Source organism: Halococcus dombrowskii (genome assembly GCF_022870485.1).
GTDB lineage: Archaea > Halobacteriota > Halobacteria > Halobacteriales > Halococcaceae > Halococcus > Halococcus morrhuae.
In genome coordinates this window covers 1-18,143 of sequence record NZ_CP095006.1, presented here as the reverse complement: position 1 = coordinate 18,143, position 18,143 = coordinate 1, and the positions used below count along the sequence as shown (strand labels likewise).

Here is an 18,143-nt window from a genome sequence, read left to right as displayed (position 1 = left end):
GGTATATGGTTGATTCGCATGATGCATATTCCAAGGAGTTAGCTGGCTTGTTCGGTTGTCTGGGGTAGACAACCGTTCACCATATATTCTAATAAAATCGGTCATATTAACTCATGCCGCTTGATGAGTCGGACTGGGAGCAGCTAGGGCCAAACAAGTCATAGATAGCGATCATGTGCGATTTCCTCGAAGACAACGCACCGAAGGCGTACACGTTGGAAGAAATCGCCGACGAAACCGAAGTCGTCATGGCTTCAAGCAGCGGGGGACAAATCTCCATGAGCAGTACTGAGCAAGGTCTCGCGCAGGCAATCGGGCGAGTCTATCTCGAACTGTTGGCTGAGCCGTTAGTCGAAGGCTCCAGCCTCGAACGCCACGCCGACAGTAGCGGTGTTGAGTATTATCGCTACAGCGCCGAATAGGACGCTTGCGTCAGCCATCCCAAGCAGACGATCGCTTCGGGATGCCGCTGGACATTGTGTGAGACGGTGTTTTCGGTGGCGATTCGATATCTGCTCGCCTTGCTGACCCGGACTACTGGCTCATTTCGCCTGTCGTATCGAGTTTCATCTCAGCGAGTTTGGTGCTCACCGCGTCGATCCGTCCATCAAGTTCGCCAACGAATCCACTCGTCTGGTCAGTCGTGGTCGCGCCTTGGCTGGTCGGCTCGATCAGGCTCTCCTCCTCGAGCACACGCAATGAGTAGCGGATTTTGTGATGGGCGTAGCCGGTTTCGTTCGACATCTTCACGATGCCGATCGGTTCGTTCTCGATCACCATCCGCAGCACCTGTAGATGCCGTTCCAGCATATCGGCCTCTTTCTCCAATCGATCTATCATGGTGTCTGTTATCTCATTTCGGATAAGGTAAATCTTGTCATCGAAGAGGATGGAGAGGGACGCGTCACCGATGAGATCGATGGATATGAGGGCCACTCCACCGCTAAATAGTCGTTTCGAGAATCGATATATTTTACTGCAATAATAACCAACAGTTGGATATGTACGATCTGACTGGCTTCCAGCGCGACGCGCTGTACGCGATTGCAGGACAGGACGAGCCGAAAGGGCTCGCGATCAAGGATGAACTTGACAGCTACTACGAAAGCGAGATCCACCACGGCCGGCTCTACCCGAACCTCGACGAACTAGTCGAGAAAGGTCTGGTTGAGAAGGGCGAACGTGACAAGCGGACCAACTACTACAGGATTACTCAGCGTGGCCGCCGCGAGATCGACGCTCGCCGCGAGTGGGAAGACCAGTACGTGGCTGCCGAGGCTTAGGCCGGCTGTCTGACACAGCTACAGAAACGAGTTACCGCCCGCTGTCGGCCGGTGGTTTGGTCGCGTCAGTCGGGTGGTTACTGTCGGCGATCCTCTTGTCGACACTCTTTGCAGAGAATCCGCTTGTCGGTGAGGGTCCCGACGCGTAGTACGTCGGATTTGTCCTCGCCACATTCCTCGCATGCGCCCCAGCCACTACTGAGGGCGAGGACGTCGTCCGTATCGGTCATGGTCGGTGCTTGACCGTATCGTCATTCTCAGTGGAGTCGCTTTCGGTGGTTTCTGGACTGCTAGCGCTGAAACGCTCCGGCATGATCCGGTGATACCCCTGTTCAGAGTCACGGTCCAGCTGACTTCACCGCATCAGTCGAGGCTCGCTTCCACTTTCACATCCCTTTCCGGGCTTTTTTGCTTGAGAGCGGCGAACAGCCAGTGTCTCCCATCGAACACACGCGGAGGCAGAGACCAAACCATGCCCGATGTACATTCACATGCCGAAGAGATCCACGAGCAGTTCGCCGACCAGATGGACATTACCGTCGAGAAAGTCGAAGAGCGCCTCGACACGCTCGTTAACGAGTATCAGGTGCCGATCGACGAAGCGCGCCGCAGCGTCACCAGCAGTTACTACGATGAAGCCGATGCCGATCCGGAATCGATGGGTGACGCGAACGAACAGCGCGAGATCGGCAGTGTCAACACGGCTGAAGAATGGATCGACATCACCGCGAAGGTCGTCGAACTGTGGGAGCCACGGAGTGATTCGATCGCGCAGGTCGGCCTCGTGGGTGACGAAACCGGCCGGATCAAGTTCACCTCGTGGGCGAAATCCGACCTGCCCACGCTCGAAGAGGGCGCAGTGTACCAGCTCGCGAACGTCGTCACCGACGAATATCAGGGCCAGTTTTCGGTAAAACTCAACCGGACCACCACTATCGAGGAAGTCGACGAGGAGATCGAAGTCGGTGACAACACCACGGAGGTTGAGGGTGCACTAGTGGACATCCAGAGCGGAAGCGGCCTGATCAAGCGCTGTCCCCACGAGGACTGCACGCGCGTGCTCCAGAACGGGCGGTGTTCCGAACACGGCGAGGTAGACGGCGAGTTCGACCTTCGGATCAAGGGTGTCCTCGATGACGGTAACGTGGTCCATGAGGTGATCTTCAACCAAGAGATGACCGAGGAACTGACAGGGATCACACTTGCAGAGGCGAAAGAGCGGGCGATGGACGCGCTGGATACGACAGTCGTCGCCGACGATATCAGTGACGACGTTCTCGGGCAGTACTACCGGATCAACGGACCTGAACTCGGGCGATACGTGCTAGCTGACGAGTTCGAACAGCTCGGCGCACGCACGGATTCCGAGGAAGTGCTGATCACAGCGAGGTCGCTGTAGATGAGTACAAACACAGACGCGGGCGAGTCGACGGGACGGGAGGTCGCCAAGCGGTCGTTCGCCCGGGAGTTCAACGACGCATCGTACACGTTCAAAGAGTCCGAGGATGAACTCGCGCCGAATTACACGTTGCTCCCGACGGGTGAGCGTGTCAACCGGCTGTTTTTCGCGGGCACGCTGACTGAGACGAACGATGTCGGGTCGGACTCGGAATACTGGCAGGGGCGCGTGGTCGATCCGACGGGGACGTTCTACGTCTATGCGGGCCAGTATCAGCCAGAGGCGGCGAGCGCGCTGCGGCAGATCGAGACGCCCACGTATGTGGCGGTAGTCGGAAAACCCCGGAGCTACGAGACTGACGACGGCGAGACGAACGTCGCCGTGCGTCCGGAGTCGATCACCCAAGTGGATGAAGCGACCCGGGATCGCTGGGTGGTCGAAACGGCCGACAAGACTATCGAACGACTCCAATCGTTTGACGAGGAGATCAACGATTACGCGCAGATGGCCCGTGATGAGTACGGTGAGCGGCTCAGCCCGTATCGAGAGGCGGCCATCGAAGCGCTGGAAAGTCTCGATGCCACCGATGCTTCGGCGGCTGCCGCCACAAGCGAGACAGCGTCGGACGCTGTGGGTAGCGACTCGGTTGCTGACGATACCGAACAGGCCGGCGAGGATGCTCACTCTCCCGCTGAGACTGGTGAGAGCGTCGAGAGCGAGGGGAGCAGTTCTGCTGAACTCTCAGGGTCTGAAGAGACCTCCGAGGATACTGGACTCGGCGAGTACGAATGAGACAGAGTAGTCATCTGCTGGTCAGCGGGAGTGTCGTATGGAAGGAGTTGACACGTCCTGTATGAACGGGCCGCGGCGAATTCCGCCGTTCGCCGAAGACGCTCTTGAGCTGCTGCGAGAGACGGCCAGTGATGCCGATGAGAGCCTGTCGAAAGACGAGGCGGCTACTGCGCTGGTCGCTGACGAGCGGTTTGCGGAAGCCGACGCCGAGTACGCGCTTGACGTGTTGCAGAGTCGGGGCTATATCTACTACGTCGATGAGCAGGTTTACATTACCCCAACTGACGACTGACCAGCGGATACAACGATAGCAGATATGATTCTCCGTCGCTGCATGATTCGGCTGGTGAGGGAGACTATCCGCCGATAGAGAGTCCTTGTTTCTGCTCTATTGAAAATGGACGACGGCGTAGGGATTTGGTGGTATAGGTGATTACTCCTTGGTATAATCCGGACCTTCGTTGCCTGGAATATACCCAATCGGATGGATCACGTCGATCGCTGCAAAAATCAGACGGGGAATTCATGATTTTTCTGACTCAAATGCGTGACGTCTCAGTTCAAAATCAGTGAATCCTGCCGCCGTACCGCATTTTCAATAGAGCACTTGTTTCAGTTCTTGAACCGGGTGATGGACTTACTTGCTGGTAGGCCTGACCGCGGGGTATGGATGTTCCTGAGCTTCCAGCGTCGGTGAGAGTGCAGCTGACCGACGGCGACACGCTCCGTGGGACGCTCCTCGAAGAGCAGTCGGATGGGTGGCTGCTCGACGAAGAGAGCGGCCGCCTGATCCACGTGTACTCGGAGGAGGTCGATCAGATCACCCCGCGTGACGAATCGGAATAGCGTTCCGACGGGTGGAGAAGCAATTAAGAGAGCGCTTTCAGCCCCGATTGCAGGGCAGGTCGGCCGCGACCACTGCTCCGCCGGACCGAGGCGCGTATCCGTTGGGGCCGAGAACCGACTCTTGCCGCCCTCGTGTGGTAGGCATTGGTCCTCGCTTGGGAGGGATCGGCTCCCTCCCGGGCTCCTGCTGTCCGATGTCTTACCGCATACCGTGTTCTGAGTGAAATCCCGCTACGGTCTGGTTTTCTCTGAATGACGACACTGCTCTCCAGTCCACCGGAAAGTTGAGTTCGGCTGAGATTGGAAATATGAATATGGCACCGGGCGAAAAGAGGCTGCTACTCCGCTGCGTACAGTGTGGTGAGCTGTACGTGGGATCGCCGACCAACGACGGCGACCTCGTCCCGGATAGCACGGCGAGCGGTGGGCGGTGTCACGAGTGCGGTGGCGACGAGTTCGAGCACGTCACGCTCACACCATCTAATTGACGGCCATCACTTGTTTGATGTGTGTAGTATGCGAAAAATATATTACGCGATCCACTCACCTCTCCGAGTATGGCTGAATGCCAACACTGTGGTGCGTTCGTGAGCGAGCAGTACGTACGAGTGTTTGCGCCGACCGGCATGGACACCGTACGGGTCTGCCCGCAATGTCCCGATATGGTACGTGAAGGTGGTGGCGTGCGCGAGGCGAAATCCTCGCGACAATAACAGTGGTTATCTCTTTTCGCTCGCGTCTTTCTGCTTCTACTTTCTATACCTTCCTCAAATGAGATCGAGTCAGACTCAGCTTTAGCTGCGGTGAAGGGCGCTAAGCCCCCTCCCTCAACGATCGCGGACGTTCTGCCGAACGGCGGAACGGGAGCGCGAAGTAGGGAGGGGATACAGCGCCCGTCATCATCTGACTTTCACCGAATCAGAAGAATCACTAACCACCAGACCTAAAGTCGATACGTCGTGTTCCGCACCTTCCGGTTCCGGATGCAACCCACCACCGACCAGCGTGACACGCTGGTCGAGCATCGGGACATCTACCGGCAGGCATACAACCACTTCTTGTACCGACTCAACCAGCATGACGGAGTGCCGGAAATGACGACACTTCGTGATGAACTGCCGGATCTCAAGAAGTGGTGGAACGACCTTTCCGATGTGTATTCCCGTGCGTTGCAGAAGGTCGTCGAACGACTGTACGACAACCTTGAGAGTCTGAAAGAACTCAAAGCGAACGGGTACAGCGTCGGTTCACTGAACTGGAAACCGCCACGAGAATATCGCTCGTTCACGTACACACAATCTGGCTTCAAGCTCGACAAGAAGAGCGGTCAGACTGTGTTACACCTCTCAAAGATCGGCGATATTCCGCTGGTTATCACCGAGAGGTTCCTGACGATGCGGCACTCAAAGAGGTTCACGTCAAGCAGGAACCGACCGGCGAATGGTTTGCGTCCGTCGTCGTCAACGACGACGAACGGCCGCCGGAGAAACCCGACAATCCAGAACGGTGCGTCGGTATCGACGTGGGGATACTCAAATACACACACGACACCGACGGCCATGCCGTCGGGTCGTTGGACCTCTCGGCAGAACAAGAACGACTTGAGCACGAACAGCGCGTTCTCTCCCGCAAAGAACACGGGTCGAACAACTACCGCGAGCAGCAGCGGAAGGTAGCTCGCCGCCATGCCGATATCGCACGGAAACGGCACGGTTTCCTTCACAAACTCTCGACGTGGTACGCCGAGACCTACGATCTCGTAGCGGTCGAAAAGTTGGACGCAAAGAGTATGATGGAACTGCCGTCGAACTCGCACAACCGTGCGAGTGCGGCATGGGCAACGTTCCGTCAGATGTTGAAGTGGAAGTGCAAACGTGAAGGAACGCACTTCGCAGAAGTGCGTCCCGGTGGCACCACGAAAGAGTGTGCTCAGTGTGGTGTCGAGACTGAGAAACCGCTGTGGGTGCGCGAACATTCCTGTCCCGCCTGCGGATTCGAGGCGGATAGGGACGAAAACGCCGCGTGGAACGTGCTTCAGCGTGGATTTGAGAAACTAGATATAGGCACGGGCAGTGCCGAATCAACGCCCTCGGAGACTGCGGTCCCTACGGACACCTCCTTTCAGCAGGTGTCTGCAAACCGCGTCATCGAACAGGGAAGCCCCACCCTCAAGCGCTCGCCGCGGTGCGTGGGCGAGCGGTAGGTGGGGAGGAAGTCACCGAAGGTGCTAATCGAACCAAACCGCTTGTACTACTGACAGGAGTTCGGAACGACAGTTTGTGTGCATGAGACGGGCGGCTAACCGCGACAGATCTCTAACCACGAGTGGATGTCACAGAAGACATCCGAGTTCGAGCCGGCCATCAGGCGGCTCGAACGCCAAGCCGCGGAATCGATTCACGAAGACACGGATCTTCTCACGGTAGTTCGTGGGTTTGACCTCAGCGAGGCTGAGGTCTACGAAGTCAGCGAAATCGAGTGGAACGCTCGCTACGGTTACAAACCGATGGTTCGGGCGTTCTACTGCAAGGAACTCGCTGGGTTCACGACCGAGGAGCTTCACGAGTACCTCACCGACGCCGAGCGTGCCCGCACGCTCGGCTTCGACCCCGATCAGTTCGCCCCGAACAAGACTGCGCCGGGCCGGACCACGTTCGGGCGTGCGTGGCGCGAGCGCTTTCCCGAGCGGCTCAAGACCTTCATCCAGGCGTCTGCTGAGCGTATCCTCGGCGTTGCCCACGAAGTGGGCAACCCACTCGGGATGCGCGCTCTCGAATCCGAAGACAAGAGCGATCTCTCCAGTCGGTCCGAACAGCGCTACATCGATAGCAAGGCGAAGAAGGTGACGCAAGCGCTGTGTGAGTACGTCTTTCCGGCGATGGACCTCGACCGGCCGGACGACGGAACGCGATATGACGATACCGCGTTCCTCGAGCTCCAGAGCTATCTTGGATTGACGGATACAGCCGCCAACCAGGGAAGCCGACTCTTCAACGAGGAAACCACCCGCGAGAGCGGTGGGCCAGATAGCGATACCCACCTCCATTACATCAAACAACTCGACGCGATGGAAATCGCGTCGATGGTCAACGGAGCGATTGCGGAGATGCTGGACGTGGCCAAGAAGTACTACTCGATAGATCGCCACGTCGACGTGGCGATCGATATCACGTACATCGCGTACTACGGTGATCGCGACGAGTTTCAGATGTCGACAGGCGCACCATCGAACAAATCCTACTCGTGGTGCTACGAAATGGCGACCATCTCGATCGTGGGCGATGAGGTGAAGTTCACGCTGGCGATGCGGCCGCTGTGCCGCCGCTTTCCCTCCATGCCTCGAAGGGTTCTCATGGAGCAACTTCTCGACATAGCGAGTGAGCATGTCTCGATCGGGACGGTGTATGCCGATGCTGGCTTCGACAGCATCGGCGTGATGCATGTGGTCGAAGAAGCCGGATTTTCCTATCTCATCCGGAAATCCTCGGACGACCGGGTCGACCGATTCGTGGATGACATGGACCACGACGTCGCCGCGAAACAAACCCACGAGATGGAGAAAACCATCCGAGGAGAGAAGGTGGCGGTCACCCCGACGTTGGTCGGGGTTCCCTCGGACCGCAAGGAGGACGCGACGGTGACGTTCGTGACGAATCTGTCAGTGAGTGATGAGACGAAGGAAGCGCGAGGGCGTACCCGCCGCGTGATGCGGCGGTACGCCCATAGGTGGGGAATCGAAAACAGCTACAAGTCGATCAAGGATTTCCTCACGTGGACGACATCACAGAATACTGCTGTTCGTGTGTTCTACTTCGGCTTTGCCGTGATTCTATACGATATGTGGCTGCTGGTTGACCTGCTGATACAGGTCAACCTCGATATCGAACAGCGACTCAAACCACGCGTGCCTGCGCGGACGTTTCTGAACATCGTCCGCAAGGACATCCCGGTGACGTAGGCGTTCCGCGGCGGCGGAACGCCGCCTTGTGAGAGATATCTAAACCCAGTTGTTCTGTTTTCGGTAGAAATAGCGTTGGAATGAGTAATCGATGCCTTGGATTGACGCATGAGATCAGCCTCGACAAATTTCCTCATTCTCTGGCGGTGTAGTTAACCGACGCTCATCAGCTATCGATGCACATTCCGAACACCTGACTGACTATAGTTCTTCTTTTGCAAGCTCTGCGACTTCATCTGGATGCTCCATGCCGGCACGGATGAGGGCTGTGTGGAGCTGACGTTTTTCGGCATCTTCGATCTCCGGATGGTCGAGCGTGAGCCGTTTCAGAAATCGCCTGAATTCGCGGCGGGTATCCTCCGGCAGATAGACTGTGGTTGGCTTCCACTCAGTCACCTCTGCTTCCTCAGTGGAGGATGAATCGGCGTTCGTTGATTGGGTGCTCTCCGCTGGTCCGTTTCCCGTGTCTTCGCTGGCGTCTGATTCGGATGCGTTCGAGAAGCGCTGGCCGAGGCGGTCACTGGATCGTTCGAGGTCGCTTGTGTTGTTATCGTTTGGCATTGTGGATCTCTTGATCTATTGCACTATATGAGGCACTGCATTATTTAATGTACTGCTTCCTCTACATCGCTTGTGAGCTGGTCGAAGACGGGAACCATATCTGACCCATCGTTGTAGGTATAGAGCGTTTGCCCGTGGCGCATAGCGTATTTGATGTCGGCCCGTTTACGAACTTCGTACGGGAAGACGAGATCCTGGAGTCCATCCGTTGCCCGAAGCGTTTCGAGTGTTGAGTCGGCAATCCCGTCACGAGGCACTAAGTTCGGAACGATGCCAAGAATCTCGACGTCGATACCGAACGCTGATTCGATTTCTTCGAACTCATCAAGTGCCATATCGAGCGCATCGAGCGAGGAATCTTCAGCTTGAATTGGGACAAGAACTCGTTGCGCAGCGAGGATTGCATTATCTGTGAGTACGCCGAGGTTCGGTGGGCTGTCAATGACGACGAAATCGTACGCATCTTCCGGGAGGTCCGAAAGTAGTGTCTCAAGCCGCCGCTCTCGATTGCGAGCGTTGTGCAATGCGTCAGTGACGCCGCGCATGTCGTAATTGCTCGGGATGAGGTCAACGCCCTCGTCAGTTGTGACGACAAGATCCTCGAATGGGTTCTCGCTTTCATTGACAAGATGCAGCGCCAAGTTGTCAGCTTCCGCTCGGTAGAGGTCCTCTCGCAGCCCATAATGAGCCATGAGGTACCCCTGTGGATCAAGGTCGATAGCGAGGACATCGTTCCCATGTTGAACGAGACCAGCAGCGAGGTGTGCGGCAATCGTCGTTTTCCCGACCCCGCCTTTCTGATTGGTGATCGCGATTCGCTGCATTGTAAAACGTCATTCATTAGAAGATGCAATAATTCTTGTGGTGGAGAGCATTTCATAAATTTCTGAATTATATAATGCAGTACATTTTGAAGTGTGCGGCCTCACCAGTAGACTGATGATTGACCGCGGGCTTTGAGTGGGAATACGGAGAGAGTAGAAGCAGGAATCCGTTTCACGAAACGGATCGGTAATCGACGACCGCGATCTCGACATCTCGTTTGATCGCAACGACCTCCCCGAAGACGAGGCCCGTCTCGTCATTCACGAGGATGGTGTGACCACCGTCGTTCAGGGCGATGCTGAGAAGGTCGAACAACGATTCAAACAGCACCGCGCTGATGACTTCGATATGTGCGTCGAAGAACTCAATGCCGCCATTGAGGAATATCTGATGCCTGACAGCGACGGCGGATTAATGCCTGCTGAGGAGTTCTATGGCGAAAGCGCGTAGCTCTGTACTGACGAGATTTTGCGGCACAAACCGCTTTCGAGTGCACTCGTCTCCAGTGAATGCGACCAGGAGATGTTCCAAAAGCAGCCGTTTGGAGTGTCCATTCGACATTGAAGCATGATCGCAGACTGTCGGTCACTCAGGGCTGGCCCGCATGAACAGATACGCACTGAATCCCCCGCCAAACACGGCGAAGACGGCCAGCAACGCAAATAGAACCAACGGTGAGAAGTAGGTGAGAACCGCTCCGGCGAGCGAGGCGGCGAGTGCCCCGATGCCGAAGTCGCCAAGATAGGTGAATCCATACGAGAGACCACGGGCCGCTGGCGGGGTGTATTCGGCGACGGACGCCTGATAAAACGGCTGGATATAGAAAAGAACGAACCCGAATACGGCAGAAAGCACGAGCAACGGCCCGAGGCCGGCGTTCGCCGCGGGGAGATAGCCAATAGCGAGCAACGCCAGCGCGATAAAGCCGGTGATGAGACCGACCTCAACAGGAACTCGATCAGTGAGTTTCCCGCCGATGTACTGGCCGAGTATTCCCATGGCGAGCAGGCCAGCGAAGACGTAATTTCCCGGTTCGAACGTCGCTCCGAAGGCCTGAATCGGCTGAATTGCACTGAACCCAGCGAATAGCTCCGGGAGGAATGTGAGCGAGCCACGATAGTAGAGTCCGTAGCTCATTACCATTCCAAACACGATGACGAACGCGCTCGCAAACAGAAGCTTCGATGTTTCAATGAACTCACCCATCGATTCCACGCCCGTGTGAGCCTGCCCGCCATCGGTCACCGCACCGACGGCTGCAGTCTCATCGATATCGATACGTGCGGCGAGTATGGCTCCCGCGAGCGCTGGCAGTGCCAGTACGAGCGCCACAAGCCGCCACTCGTCACGGAATACAACCAGGAGGAGCGTTGCCAGCAGCGGACCGACGGCGGTGCCGATGTTCCCTGACATTCCGTGATAGGCAAACACGTCGCCGCGGGTGTTCGCCCCTTTCGTGATGAGCGTCAATCCTGCTGGATGGTGGACGCTTGCCGCGGCTCCCCAGATAGCGAGCACGACTGCCAGCACGGGTAGATTCGGCGCAGCACTAACCCCGACGAAAGCGATTCCCATACCGACAAGACAGCCGACCAACAGCGGCTGTGAGCCAACGCGGTCAGCGAGGATTCCCGAGGGAAGCGAGCCAATGCCATACAGCGCGAGACCGACGGTGACAGTGCCACCTACGAACGCCGCCGTCGCGTCGAACTGTGCAAGCCAGACCGGAATGAAAATCGGGATGGCGAACTCGTAGGTGTGCACCAACGAGTGCGAAAGCACCACGAGACTGGTGATCGCCCGGTCGTTGTGGTCCATACTGTCCATTAATCGTTGGGAACTATGAACCATGAAGCCGATGATTGCAGTATGATGTTCTGAGAAATCAACTTTTCTTGGTGACTCTGTAAGGTCTTCGCTAATTCGGGAGACATAGGGAAGCGTTGGTTGTCATATGTTCCCTAACCTCATGCTTCTGAGAAGACGAGGCCCAGAACATAGTAGCGGATTCGTCGGCCGGAACTTTTTGATACTTTGCCGTCGTTGAGCAAATCCCGGTACAGCCACCTCGCTATCATACCGGGAGAGCGTGGGAAGGGCATCATGGTCGGTCCTCATTCCTACGTTTCTGAGATTGCGCCAGGTGTTTTCACCGAGTTACTCGTCGCCGCCAAGAGCCACTCTCGCTAGGAGTGTCTTCCGACGAGATAGTGCTCAGTCCCCTCCCTTTCCCTTGATTCGTGGACGACTGTTTCACCTGATTACACAAAACTCCCGATATCTTTCTCGTCTCACTACTGACCATACTGACCAGGGCGATATGACAACCGGATTTTTGTGCTGGCACTGCAAGCGTTTTGCAACCAGGTTGGCTACAAGCGAACAACTGGAATTGATGGATACACTGCCTTCTCTACAACAGGAAATAGGCGCACTATGGGCCGATGGAAAAGGAAAGAAGCTGATCGCGATTGCCCTCGGATGGGGCCTTCTAAACGGAACTCGGATGATCTATCCGGTGTTGTTACCATCGTTGAGCGAGAGCTTCGACCTCACGCTCACTACTGCTGGGCTGTTAGTAACGCTCATCTGGGTCACCTACGCCATCGGTCAGGTACCAAGCGGTGTTCTCGCTGACCGGTACGGTGAGCGGACGATATTGACAACGGGATTGGTGATCGTCACTGTTGCCGTGTCGTTGGTGGTTCTTACTTCGACGACGTGGAGTCTGTTCGCTGCAACCGGATTGATCGGCGTCGGACTGTCTTTGTACCCGGTCGCACGGATCACTGCTCTTTCGGACCTCTACCCCGATCGCATCGGTCGTGTGCTGGGAATAACGATGGCAGCGGGTGACACTGGTCAGACAGTCCTGCCGTTGATTGCTGGCGTCCTCATCGGTCTCACGTGGCAGGTGGGTCTCGTCTTTGTCGTGCCACTCCTCGTGGTTGTTGCGATCGCTGTCTGGCGAGTTCTTCCACCAACCGTCTCGTCGGACACAGCACGCACGGAGCTGTCTCTCCAGCGGGCAAGGACTGTTTTCCGGGAACTTTACCATCCAACGTTGGTAGTCATGGCGATTATTCTGTTTCTGTATATCGGCGTCCTACAGACGTTCTCGGCGTTTTATCCCACGTATCTGATCCACGACAAGGGATTTTCCTCAACGGCAGCAAGCGCATTGTTCAGTCTGTTTTTCGCGTTCGGCATCGCTGCCAAGCCGCTTGCTGGTGTTGCATACGACGTGATCGGTATTCGGCGTTCGCTGCCACTCGTACTCGGTGGAGCCATCATTGGATTTGCCCTGCTGCCGTTTCTCAACGGATTCTGGTTGCTCGCAGGGGATACGGTTCTGATCAGTTCGATGCTCGGCTCGGGTGCAATCACTCAGTCGTACCTTTCGGAGACGATTCCACCGGAGATTGAGGGTACTGGACTGGGAGCCGTCCGGTCAAGTGCTTCTCTGTTGGCCTCTCTGGGACCGGTGCTCTTCGGCGCGATCGCCGAACGTGGTTTCTTCGATGAGGGCTATCTCTCGTTGGCACTACTCATGGCGCTTGTCACGCTGCTCACTCTCCGACTCCCCAGTGAAACAGAGTAGAGCGAGAGCGTGACCATGACCGGTAGAGTGGGACTGGAGCCATGCTGACGGCCAATCTCGTGCGCTCGCGGATATCTGACGCGAGGTGACGCCGCTGTTCATCAATCCCGATGATGCACGATATCGGGAAACGGCGAACGAACTGTTCGAGACGCACGTGGGTGAGCCAAAGGCGGATCTCGATACGGCAATCGACCTGCTGATGGTGGCAGATACCGACTACAAGACCATCCAGGGGCTGGCGAAATTGCTGCGTGACAAGTATGACTTCGAGACGGTGGCGGCAGCCGAGCCGCGCGAGTGCTCTGGTTCAAAACTGGTATCCATGTCACGATGTGGTCGACCTCGCAGAGAAGTATGCAATTTCAGGCCCTCTCTGCTGATCCTTGAGTAGGGACAGTCCATTCGATTCGTTCGGGAATGGTGGTTGGCAAGTGCGGTCTACAATCTAACGCCAAATCGGTCAGTACTGTTGCTGCCGGAGGAATTTGAGCAAAGCGTCGATGTCCTCTGGCGAGGCCGATGATCGACCGAACATGCTTTTGAATCGGTGGTCTAGCCCACCGCCTTCGATGAACTCCTGAGCGTCGTTGAGCTGAGCTTGGAGTGCGTTTTCGTCTCCTCGATGAAGATGCGATGTCACGGTCGGAAAGTCGACGTAGGGGACGGCAGCGAGGATATCAGCCAGATCTGTTTTGCGGGCGCTGTGAAGTTTGGCAGCCACCAGGACCTCGCCGTCGGCGACGGAAGCGGTGGTTGACCGTGTTCCTCCGGAAATGGTCGTCTCGGAGCTGTGATCGCGAAGGTGGTTGAATGACCACTCGGCCTCAGTCTGGCGGCACCCCAGACCGTTCACCAACAAATCAACGCCGATTGGGTAAGGAAGCCCTTCTGTCCGCTCGAAGAGTTCAATTTCGCGGTCGTACGTGGTTTCTTCCGGCGGTACTTCGAGTTCGTTCTTTCGTTCGAAGCCGTGGTCTTCTAAGAACGTCACCACGGCATCGGTGTCTTCGGGCGCGATGACGAGATCCAGATCGGTCGAAAAGCGCGTCTCAAACTGCGAGACGGCGTAACCCCCGACGAGGACAAAGTCGATAGTAGAGCGCTCTAAGTCCGCAAGCACGTCGATGAGGGCTTCGCTCCGTTCTTCTTGGCTCATGGCAAGGCTGGCGTCGTGTGGGAGTCAGCTTCGGTTTCGATGTCGTCGTACATACGATCGAGGATGTTCAGTGCCGACTCGAAGGTCGCATAGTGCTCTCGCGCGAACGCCACGGTCTCAGACTGTGAGATAACCGGTCGCCCGTCAACAGCTTCCGCATCAACCCGCGCACGCGGTTCGAGAACGACCTGCAGCGGCCCAGGAATCTCGCCGACTGGCTGACGCTGTTGAGCAGTTGGAATCTCGAATCGTTCGAAGAAGCACTCCCAGTCGGCGAGATCAGTCTCACGAATGGCAATGAATAGCGGATAATCCGTCTCATCACGTGCGACCTGGTAGCCGCCCCGAGTCCAGACGTAAACGGCGTCGATAGCGGTGTAGGCAAACTCCATGTCGGCGAACTGGGGGAGGACGTACGCCTCCGAAATGGTGGGCGAAGAGACAGACGCCGCGGCCGCGAGGAAGGCGAGAGCTGCCTCTCGGACGGCGTCGTCAACGACAGACAACCCACCATCGTATCGGACGTAACCTGCGTCTTCGAGGCGGTTCACGGTACGACGAATCGTCTCGCGGTTCTCATCGATCTTGCGAGCCACACCCGAGATGGAGTCGCCCGGCTTGATGGCGAGGAGTGTCTTGAGCTCTGCTTTACCACACTGTTCGAACATCGTATAGTTACACAACTGTGTGCAACAGTAAAATACTTGTCGTTAGAAGATTGGCTTGGAGTACGACTGTCTGCAGTAGGAGGCTCGAAACCTGCCGAGTACCATCTGGAGGTCATCTGAGACGTAAGTTGCTCGAAGGGACGCCAATCTCCCCTAAAAGCGGACTCTAAGACAGATGGTCGCAGTCGTAATCCTTCTCAGAGCGTGAGGTCAGTAATTCCCCAATCCTGTGAAAGATCATCTTCCAGTCCCTCATCTCTGACAAGGCTCCGGATGCGGTGTTCTACGTCGTCCTCCAGTTGGAAGTCAAATCCGATGTTGTCGTGCCAGTCCCAGTACCGTGGACTCGTGGGCCAGAACTGATCACTGGCGGCTCCAGCAGGTGCATCCAAGAGCCAGCGTGCCCCAGTAATCGTTTCATTCAGCCGGTATGTGATCTCGTGTTGAACTGCATCGTCATGGATCATCCGTTCGAGAAGGTCGACGTCCATGTACTGGTCGTCGATATTACCCCGGGCATTGGTCTAATTGTCGGCATCGTTGTCGGGTTCGAAGACGAGCTTTCCACGAGCGTGGCCATTTTTGAATTACTTGTGCGCTCAGCTTTGCACGTTCAGAGATACCACCCTTTTGAACCGTCTGAGCCGTCCGAGTGAAGGAAGAGATGCTCGATCTCTTCCATCAGTTCGTCAAGAGCCTGTTTTGGATGGTCTCGCACCCACGAAAACAGGTTGTACACGACTTCCTTCAGAGCGTATTCCAGCTGGACTTGGATCGACGACGCTTTCGAGCACTGCGTTCCCGAGGCGCTCGATTCAGGACCAAGCCGGAGCAGACTGTAGGCCAGCATCTGGAGGTGCCAGTGCCGACTGGCACCTCCCTCATCCCGTACCTCGCAGTCTCCAAAGCCCAGATCCTGCTTCGAATCCTCGAAGAACACCTCTACCGGCCATCTGAATGAGTACGACCGGATCAAATGCTCAGACGGTGCGCCGATCTTGTTCGAGGCGAAATACCTTACCGGATTCTCGTCGTCCTCCTCTGTGACTTTCTCCGCGATGAGGAGTCGTACCTCGCCCAATTCCGAGACAGACCGCTTCTGAGTCCAGATTTTGTAGGTTTCATCGTCGATCTCTCGCTCAACCGTGTCGATGCGCTCTGCCAGCGCATCGACGCGGATCTCCTCGCCACCGTAGGTCACTTGCCGATTGCTGCGAAGCGGGCCGATCCAGTCCTTGTCGTATGATTCGATGTGGTCGATGAGATTCGAATCGTGAGTGAATCACGAATCCATGAGGTAGGTGTCCGCCGGGACACCTACCTCGTCTTCGAGTTCCGTGATGATCTCTCTGGCAAGATCGTACTTCGTGCGGTCGTCGTCATCGTAGAGCCGGAAGGCGAGCGGATAGGCGGTTTTGTCGTCAGCGTAGAAGGCGTAGACGAGATTCTGTCCCCAAACAGTCTCGCCTTCGGCGTGATCGTAGAATCTGCCGACACCGGGAAGTTCCTTCCCGGTTTTGTGGTTCACCGAGTCATCGAGGATGATGTAGCCATCCTGTGACCAGCGCGTTTCACCGTGTTTCTGCAACTCTTCGAGGCGTTCGTGGTTTACCTGATCCTCGTCCCAATCGTACTCGGTGAGGAACTTGTTGACTGCTCGTTTGCCCTGTGCGGGAATGACCTCGCGTGCGATCCCAGCCACGGTCTTGTTGCTGGCGGCAACAAGACCTGTGGTGTAGGTTTTCGCGTGATGCTGTTGCTCGGGCGACAGTGACTCGAACTCGTCGATTGGCTCCGTACACGACAGAAGATCTGTGATTGGCAGCATCGTCCGCTACCCTCGCCTACAACGCGGCGCTACTTAACGTGCAAAGCTGAGTTGTGCGCATCGGTTGCATCTGCGAGCGGGTAGACTTTTGCAATTGATGGAACGACGGCTCCGTTATCGATCAGTGTCGAGACTTCAGACAGCGTTTCCCATCAGCTTCAACACTGACTTGGTAGCTCTCGGCCGCATAGGTGTCAAGTTGTCCCGACAATGAGCATCTCACCGCCCTCATTTGTAAAATTTGATTGAAAAATCTTCTCGGAAGTCGAATTGCATTCGGGCAAAATCCCAGCAGAGGATATATATTTTCACATAATACCCATCTTTTGAATTAGCATTTTTATTCGTACATTTATATCCGCAAATGGGGGTCCCACCGCAGTATTCATCGCCAGAACCCGGAACCACTATGGGGCTGTCGTAGAATGTTCTCGTAGCGACACAGTCGCGGGCCCTTAGCTCAGTGGTACGAGCGCTCGGCTCATAATGGCACTCTGGGTCCACTGTGCTATCACATGGATGCCGCTGCCGGGAGATACCGAGTGGTCGTTGGTTCGAATCCGACAGGGCCCATCGCGCCACCTCACAACACACGTGACGCCTCCCAACGGGTTGATCGACATCGAATCGGTTTGGGCGATGTTTTCGGCAAGAGGAGCGAGACCCATCGTATGTCTAATCCCAACTTTCCGATTGCGGAGGTCTTTGATGACGATGGGAACTCCGTGAAGTCGGCCGAGATCTGTACCGCGTGCGGCTGCTGCATCCATCTTGTGTGCGTTCACGCGCCGATTGATCGGTGACTGTGATGAAGGCGTTCAGTTCGCCGGAGGCTGCGATACGGTCCAGTGTTCTCTCGACGAGTTCCTGTGGTATTGATCGCCATCACGGATTGCAGCTGCAATATCGTGTACCGATCGTCCGATAAGGCAATTGCTGCTCATGTTCAGTCACAGTTTCGCTGGGGGATATAGTGTCGGAAAATTCTATCAACCCAAAGTATAATTATTGTCCACAAGCTTTTCATGCTCTGGCTCCTTTGTGCTAATCCCCGTACTACTGCCATTGGGGGAAAACGTAGGGAGGTGACATGATACCGCCTCTACCCTACGTTTTCGAGGCGACATAAATCGGATGAGTACCAACCAGCCAGAAGTTATTTGATCTTCCTCTGTCTTACACAAACCCCCGGTACTACCACCTGCATGGATTCGTCCGGGGAG

21 protein-coding genes, 1 tRNA gene and 4 pseudogenes are annotated in these 18,143 nt (G+C 56.1%); 14 read left to right on the top strand and 12 right to left on the bottom strand.

Features of this window, described 5'->3' with window-relative positions; genetic code table 11:
• The first annotated feature begins 278 nt into the window (after positions 1 to 278).
• A complete protein-coding gene (locus MUK72_RS14425; protein ID WP_244705745.1) occupies positions 279 to 422 on the top strand; it encodes a hypothetical protein in 144 nt (47 codons plus the stop codon).
• A gap of 112 nt (positions 423 to 534) precedes the next feature.
• Here the strand turns inward: MUK72_RS14425 and MUK72_RS14420 are convergent, their stop codons facing one another.
• Positions 535 to 840, bottom strand: coding sequence for a hypothetical protein (locus tag MUK72_RS14420; RefSeq protein WP_244706027.1), 306 nt, complete (start codon positions 838 to 840; stop codon positions 535 to 537).
• 161 nt (positions 841 to 1,001) lie between these two features.
• Between MUK72_RS14420 and MUK72_RS14415 the strand changes: the two genes are divergently transcribed.
• Positions 1,002 to 1,283, top strand: coding sequence for a helix-turn-helix transcriptional regulator (locus MUK72_RS14415; protein ID WP_244705743.1), 282 nt, complete (start codon positions 1,002 to 1,004; stop codon positions 1,281 to 1,283).
• 77 nt (positions 1,284 to 1,360) lie between these two features.
• Here the strand turns inward: MUK72_RS14415 and MUK72_RS14410 are convergent, their stop codons facing one another.
• Positions 1,361 to 1,513, bottom strand: coding sequence for a hypothetical protein (locus MUK72_RS14410; RefSeq protein WP_244705741.1), 153 nt, complete (start codon positions 1,511 to 1,513; stop codon positions 1,361 to 1,363).
• A gap of 242 nt (positions 1,514 to 1,755) precedes the next feature.
• Here MUK72_RS14410 and MUK72_RS14405 point away from each other — a divergent pair, with 242 nt between their 5' ends.
• From MUK72_RS14405 to MUK72_RS14380, 6 genes are all read left to right on the top strand, one after another.
• Entirely contained in the window at positions 1,756 to 2,682 is a 927-nt protein-coding gene (locus tag MUK72_RS14405; RefSeq protein WP_244705739.1) for a replication factor A, read from the top strand.
• Positions 2,683 to 3,474: an RPA family protein gene (locus MUK72_RS14400; protein WP_244705737.1), complete on the top strand. Its 792-nt coding sequence runs from the start codon at positions 2,683 to 2,685 to the stop codon at positions 3,472 to 3,474.
• Between the two features lie 61 nt (positions 3,475 to 3,535).
• A complete protein-coding gene (locus tag MUK72_RS14395; RefSeq protein WP_244705735.1) occupies positions 3,536 to 3,766 on the top strand; it encodes a hypothetical protein in 231 nt (76 codons plus the stop codon).
• 374 nt (positions 3,767 to 4,140) lie between these two features.
• On the top strand, positions 4,141 to 4,320 hold the full coding sequence (locus MUK72_RS14390; RefSeq protein ID WP_152420341.1) for a hypothetical protein: 180 nt from the start codon (positions 4,141 to 4,143) through the stop codon (positions 4,318 to 4,320).
• A gap of 314 nt (positions 4,321 to 4,634) precedes the next feature.
• Complete coding sequence (locus MUK72_RS14385) at positions 4,635 to 4,808, top strand: hypothetical protein (RefSeq protein ID WP_244705733.1); 174 nt, start codon at positions 4,635 to 4,637, stop codon at positions 4,806 to 4,808.
• Between the two features lie 69 nt (positions 4,809 to 4,877).
• Positions 4,878 to 5,033, top strand: a complete 156-nt coding sequence (locus tag MUK72_RS14380) for a DUF7563 family protein (RefSeq protein WP_244705731.1) — start codon at positions 4,878 to 4,880, stop codon at positions 5,031 to 5,033.
• A 186-nt stretch (positions 5,034 to 5,219) separates the two neighbouring features.
• Here the strand turns inward: MUK72_RS14380 and MUK72_RS14375 are convergent, their stop codons facing one another.
• Positions 5,220 to 5,399, bottom strand: a complete 180-nt coding sequence (locus tag MUK72_RS14375) for a hypothetical protein (protein WP_244706055.1) — start codon at positions 5,397 to 5,399, stop codon at positions 5,220 to 5,222.
• Between MUK72_RS14375 and MUK72_RS14370 the strand changes: the two are divergent.
• Together MUK72_RS14370 and MUK72_RS14365 are read left to right on the top strand one after the other, a co-directional pair.
• Positions 5,334 to 6,523 (top strand): annotated as a pseudogene (locus tag MUK72_RS14370) (RNA-guided endonuclease InsQ/TnpB family protein). The gene MUK72_RS14375 and the pseudogene MUK72_RS14370 overlap by 66 nt on opposite strands.
• A gap of 126 nt (positions 6,524 to 6,649) precedes the next feature.
• Positions 6,650 to 8,278, top strand: coding sequence for a transposase (locus MUK72_RS14365; RefSeq protein WP_244705729.1), 1,629 nt, complete (start codon positions 6,650 to 6,652; stop codon positions 8,276 to 8,278).
• 201 nt (positions 8,279 to 8,479) lie between these two features.
• Here MUK72_RS14365 and MUK72_RS14360 read toward each other — a convergent pair whose 3' ends face one another.
• Positions 8,480 to 8,839 (bottom strand): DUF8160 family protein, encoded by a 360-nt coding sequence (locus tag MUK72_RS14360; protein WP_244705727.1) that lies wholly within the window; start codon positions 8,837 to 8,839, stop codon positions 8,480 to 8,482.
• A gap of 44 nt (positions 8,840 to 8,883) precedes the next feature.
• The gene (locus tag MUK72_RS14355) at positions 8,884 to 9,663 is read right to left on the bottom strand and encodes a ParA family protein (RefSeq protein WP_244705725.1); all 780 of its coding nucleotides are present in this window, start codon (positions 9,661 to 9,663) and stop codon (positions 8,884 to 8,886) included.
• A 274-nt stretch (positions 9,664 to 9,937) separates the two neighbouring features.
• On the opposite strand from MUK72_RS14355, the gene MUK72_RS14350 reads away from it, so the two are divergent.
• Positions 9,938 to 10,114 carry a hypothetical protein gene (locus MUK72_RS14350; protein WP_244705723.1) on the top strand — a complete coding sequence of 59 codons (177 nt, stop codon included), beginning with the start codon at positions 9,938 to 9,940 and terminating at the stop codon, positions 10,112 to 10,114.
• Positions 10,115 to 10,249: 135 nt separating this feature from the next.
• On the opposite strand, the gene MUK72_RS14345 is transcribed toward MUK72_RS14350, so the two are convergent.
• On the bottom strand, positions 10,250 to 11,491 hold the full coding sequence (locus tag MUK72_RS14345) for an MFS transporter (RefSeq protein ID WP_425311090.1): 1,242 nt from the start codon (positions 11,489 to 11,491) through the stop codon (positions 10,250 to 10,252).
• A gap of 679 nt (positions 11,492 to 12,170) precedes the next feature.
• Between MUK72_RS14345 and MUK72_RS14340 the strand changes: the two genes are divergently transcribed.
• Positions 12,171 to 13,265 (top strand): MFS transporter, encoded by a 1,095-nt coding sequence (locus MUK72_RS14340; protein ID WP_244706025.1) that lies wholly within the window; start codon positions 12,171 to 12,173, stop codon positions 13,263 to 13,265.
• Between the two features lie 41 nt (positions 13,266 to 13,306).
• Positions 13,307 to 13,566: pseudogene (locus MUK72_RS14335) on the top strand (DUF790 family protein); the annotation flags it as partial.
• Positions 13,567 to 13,728: 162 nt separating this feature from the next.
• Here MUK72_RS14335 and MUK72_RS14330 read toward each other — a convergent pair.
• From MUK72_RS14330 to MUK72_RS20310, 5 genes and pseudogenes are all read right to left on the bottom strand, one after another.
• A complete protein-coding gene (locus MUK72_RS14330) occupies positions 13,729 to 14,424 on the bottom strand; it encodes a nucleotidyltransferase domain-containing protein (protein ID WP_244705720.1) in 696 nt (231 codons plus the stop codon).
• On the bottom strand, positions 14,421 to 15,092 hold the full coding sequence (locus MUK72_RS14325; RefSeq protein WP_244705718.1) for an RNA polymerase subunit sigma-70: 672 nt from the start codon (positions 15,090 to 15,092) through the stop codon (positions 14,421 to 14,423). Before MUK72_RS14325 ends, MUK72_RS14330 begins: the two co-directional genes overlap by 4 nt.
• 197 nt (positions 15,093 to 15,289) lie before the next feature.
• Positions 15,290 to 15,583 (bottom strand): DUF8137 family protein, encoded by a 294-nt coding sequence (locus MUK72_RS14320; protein WP_244705716.1) that lies wholly within the window; start codon positions 15,581 to 15,583, stop codon positions 15,290 to 15,292.
• Positions 15,584 to 15,705: 122 nt separating this feature from the next.
• Positions 15,706 to 16,920: pseudogene (locus tag MUK72_RS14315) on the bottom strand (IS701 family transposase).
• Positions 16,921 to 16,949: 29 nt separating this feature from the next.
• On the bottom strand, positions 16,950 to 17,042 hold the full coding sequence (locus MUK72_RS20310; RefSeq protein ID WP_342346242.1) for a hypothetical protein: 93 nt from the start codon (positions 17,040 to 17,042) through the stop codon (positions 16,950 to 16,952).
• A gap of 327 nt (positions 17,043 to 17,369) precedes the next feature.
• Here MUK72_RS20310 and MUK72_RS14310 point away from each other — a divergent pair.
• Positions 17,370 to 17,493 (top strand) — tRNA-Ile (locus tag MUK72_RS14310).
• A 98-nt stretch (positions 17,494 to 17,591) separates the two neighbouring features.
• Here the strand turns inward: MUK72_RS14310 and MUK72_RS20425 are convergent.
• Positions 17,592 to 17,690: pseudogene (locus MUK72_RS20425) on the bottom strand (hypothetical protein); the annotation flags it as partial.
• Positions 17,691 to 18,143: the final 453 nt, after the last annotated feature.